Origin of the sequence: Arenimonas sp. (assembly GCF_019459675.1) — a bacterium.
In the GTDB taxonomy this organism is placed as follows: Bacteria; Pseudomonadota; Gammaproteobacteria; order Xanthomonadales; family Xanthomonadaceae; genus Arenimonas.
This window is the reverse complement of sequence record NZ_JAIBFH010000371.1, coordinates 1-2,660: the sequence shown is the minus strand read 5'-3', so window position 1 is coordinate 2,660 and position 2,660 is coordinate 1. Positions and strand designations below refer to the sequence as shown.

The following is a 2,660-nucleotide window of genomic DNA, read 5'->3' as shown; positions in this document are numbered from 1 at the left end:
CCCCCCCCCGGCCCCGCGGCCCCGGGAGCCCGAGCCACCGTGTTCCACCAGCACCGCGATGGCGATGGTGGGTTCAGCCGCCGGCGCGTAGGCGATGAACCAGGCCTGGTGGCGCAGGTGGTACGGCAGGTCGGCGGGTTTGGTGCTGGCCAGGCCGCGGCGACTGGTGCGCTGTGCGGTGCCGGACTTGCCGGCCATGCGGTAAGGCGCGCCGCTGGCCGCGACGCGGCCCGAGCCGCTGGGACTGTGCATGACGGCCTCCAGCGCATCACGCACAGCGGCCAGGTTGGCGTCGTCGGGCACCACGCGCACGCCGGGCGGCTGCGCTTCAAGCACGCGCGCCTGGTCGAAACCGGCCTGGCTTTCGCGCACCAGGTGCGGACGGTGGCGCACGCCGCCGTTGGCAATCATGGCCGTGCCCTGCGCCAGCTGCAGCGGGGACGTGACCCAGAAGCCCTGGCCGATGCCGGCGTTGACGGTGTCGCCGGGGTACCACTGGGTGTTGAGCTGGCGGCGCTTCCAGCTGCGCGACGGGCGCACGCCGGAAATCTCGCCGCTCAGATCAATGCCGGTCGGCTCGCCGAACCCCAGGCGCTGGAAGAAGGTGTCCATCCGGTCCACGCCCAGCTCCAGGGCCAGCTTGAAATAGTAGGTGTTCACCGACTGCGCCATCGATTCGCGCAGGTCCACCGAGCCGTGCCCGCCGGGACGCCAGTCGCGGTAGCCGCGCGCCTGGCCGGGCAGGAAGAATTCGCCGGTGGACAGCGTGCGGTCCTGTGGCGTGCGCAGGCCATATTCCAGGCCCGCCAGCGCCATGAACGGCTTGATGGTGGAGCCCGGCGGAAATCCGCCCAGCACGTTGCGATTGAACAGCGGCCGCGACGGACCCTGCAGCGCTTCCCAGTCCTTGTGGCTGATGCCGTTGATGAAAAGATTGGGGTCGTAGCCCGGCAGGCTGACCATGGCCAGCACTTCACCCGTGGCCGGATCCAGGGCCACGGCCGCGCCGTCCTTGCCCTCGAACGCGTCCACCATGGCCTGCTGCAGCCGGGCATCCACGCTCAGGTAGAGGTCGGCGCCGGGCCGGGCGTCATGCCGGCGTACCACGCCCAACGCGCGGCCCTCGACGTTGGTTTCTATTTCCTCGTAGCCGATTTCACCGCGCAGCCGGTCTTCGTAGTAACGCTCGATGCCGGCCTTGCCGATATGCGTCAGGGCGGCATTGCGGCTTTCGCCCATGGCCTCCAGGTCGGCCACGTCCACCCGGCCCACGTAGCCGATGATGTGCGAGAACAGCGGGCCGTAGGGGTAGCGCCGCGTGAGGTAGGGCACCACTTCCACGCCGGGGAAGCGGTGCCGGTTGACGGCCAGGCGCGCCAGTTCGGCCTCATCCAGGCGCAGCTTGAGCGGGATGGCCCGGAAGCCGCGGGTGGCGCGGCGCGCCTGGCCGAAGCGCTCGATCTCCTCGGGGTCCAGGTCCACCAGCTGGGCCAGGCCAGCCAGGGTCTGGTCGATGTCGCGCACCTGTTCGGGCACGATCTCCAGGCGGTAGGCGGGCACGTTGTCGGCCAGCAGCCGGCCGTTGCGGTCGTAGATCAGGCCACGCGCAGGCACGATCGGACGCGGCTTGATGCGGTTGGCCTCCGAGCGCGTCTGGTACTCCTCGTGCTGCAGCACCTGCAGCCGGAAGTAGCCGCCGGCCAGCCCCAGCATCGCCAGGGTGATACCCAGCAAGCCCACCAGCGCGCGCCGCCGGAACTGCTCGGCTTCGGCGTGCACGTTCTTGAGTTTCTGCCGCGGCGGGGCGCGCATGGCCATGCTCAGGCGCCGCGCTCACGCTCGCGCAGCCGCAGGCGCAGCTCGTCAAGCAGCAGGAACAGCCAGGGCCACAGGGCCAGGCCCAGCAGCGGCGAAACCCAGGTGCCCCACGGCGCCAGCCCGTCGCCGCTGACCAGCCGGATGGCCATTACGATCAGGCGGTCGTTGAGCAGCAGCACGAAGACCGCCAGCGCCTGCTGCCACAGCGGGAAGAAGCGCAGCCGGGCGCGGAAACGCTGCACCAGGAAAGCCAGCACCACCAGCCGCAGCGCCTGCTCGCCCAGCAGCGTGCCCGAAACCAGATCAGCGGCCAGGCCCGCCGTGAACGCCACGCCCAGGCCCACCCGGTCGGGCGCTTCGAGCATCCAGTAGCACAGCAGCATCGCCAGCAGGTAGGGCCGTGCCAGGTCTACGCCCGTGGGCAGCGGCACCACCAGCACCAGCAGGCTGGCGACAAGGCTGCCGTAAACCAGCCAGGACGATGGCGTGCGGGTCATGGTTGCGGGGTTCCGGCGGGCGGCGTGGCGGCAGCGTCCGCGGGCTCGCCGGCCTCGGCGCCAGGCTCGGCCACTTCCGGCGGCGGCACGTCGGGGCCGGCGCGGGTTTCGTCCACCGCGTTGCTCACCAACAGCACTTCCAGGCCGCGATCCAGGCGCGCCGCGGGGCGAACCTCGGCCACCACGAACAGGCGCGTGTCGTCGGGATGCAGGGACTCCACCACGCCGACCGGGAATCCGGCGGGGAAGCGACCGCCGATACCGGACGTCACCAGGCGGTGGCCCCCCCCGGGGGGGGGGGGGGGGGGTATGTTTGGGGAGCGCAGCCGGGGGGGTGGCCCCCGG

The 2,660-nt window shown here is 71.5% G+C and carries 3 protein-coding genes; all 3 read right to left on the bottom strand.

Features of this window, described 5'->3' with window-relative positions:
- Positions 1-1,818: penicillin-binding protein 2 (gene mrdA / locus K0M70_RS12415; RefSeq protein ID WP_290782397.1), on the bottom strand; the 1,818-nt coding region annotated here is incomplete at its 3' end.
- A 2-nt stretch (positions 1,819-1,820) separates the two neighbouring features.
- Positions 1,821-2,315, bottom strand: coding sequence for a rod shape-determining protein MreD (gene mreD / locus K0M70_RS12410; RefSeq protein ID WP_290782395.1), 495 nt, complete (start codon positions 2,313-2,315; stop codon positions 1,821-1,823).
- Positions 2,312-2,660, bottom strand: a 349-nt coding sequence (locus K0M70_RS12405) for a rod shape-determining protein MreC (RefSeq protein ID WP_290782393.1), incomplete at its 5' end; no start/stop codon positions are given. The genes mreD and K0M70_RS12405, both read right to left, overlap by 4 nt.

Coding starts and splice junctions, on each gene's coding strand:
- mreD (WP_290782395.1), bottom strand. CDS start 2,315: ATGACCCGCACGCCATCGTCCTGGCTGGTTTACGGCAGCCTTGTCGCC.